Origin of the sequence: Commensalibacter communis (assembly GCF_947179015.1) — a bacterium.
In the GTDB taxonomy this organism is placed as follows: domain Bacteria; phylum Pseudomonadota; class Alphaproteobacteria; order Acetobacterales; family Acetobacteraceae; genus Commensalibacter; species Commensalibacter communis.
Window position 1 is genome coordinate 1 of the sequence record NZ_CAMXCM010000039.1, and the last position, 292, is coordinate 292.

The 292-nt window shown below is 41.1% G+C and carries 1 protein-coding gene; it reads left to right on the plus strand.

Annotated features, from left to right (window positions below; all coding sequences use genetic code 11):
• The coding region (locus PQG54_RS12340; protein WP_271807746.1) for a collagen-like protein at positions 1 to 292 on the plus strand (292 nt) is incomplete at both ends.

The window sequence follows — 292 nt, forward strand, 5'->3', positions numbered from 1 at the left end:
CATTACCGTTGGCACAATCACAACAGGCGAACCAGGCACAAAAGTCATCGTCGAAAATGTCGGAACATCAAGCGATGTCATCCTAAACTTCACCATCCCAAAAGGAGATAAAGGCGATCAAGGAGAGCAAGGTATCCAAGGCGAAAAGGGCGATAAAGGCGATCAAGGCGAAAGTTACACAAATGACGGAACCGTCGACTTAAATATCAAATCTTTACAATTAGGCGATATTCAAACAATCGACATATCTGATGTTCCTGATGGAAGGATATTCATAGATAGAAAAAATAAT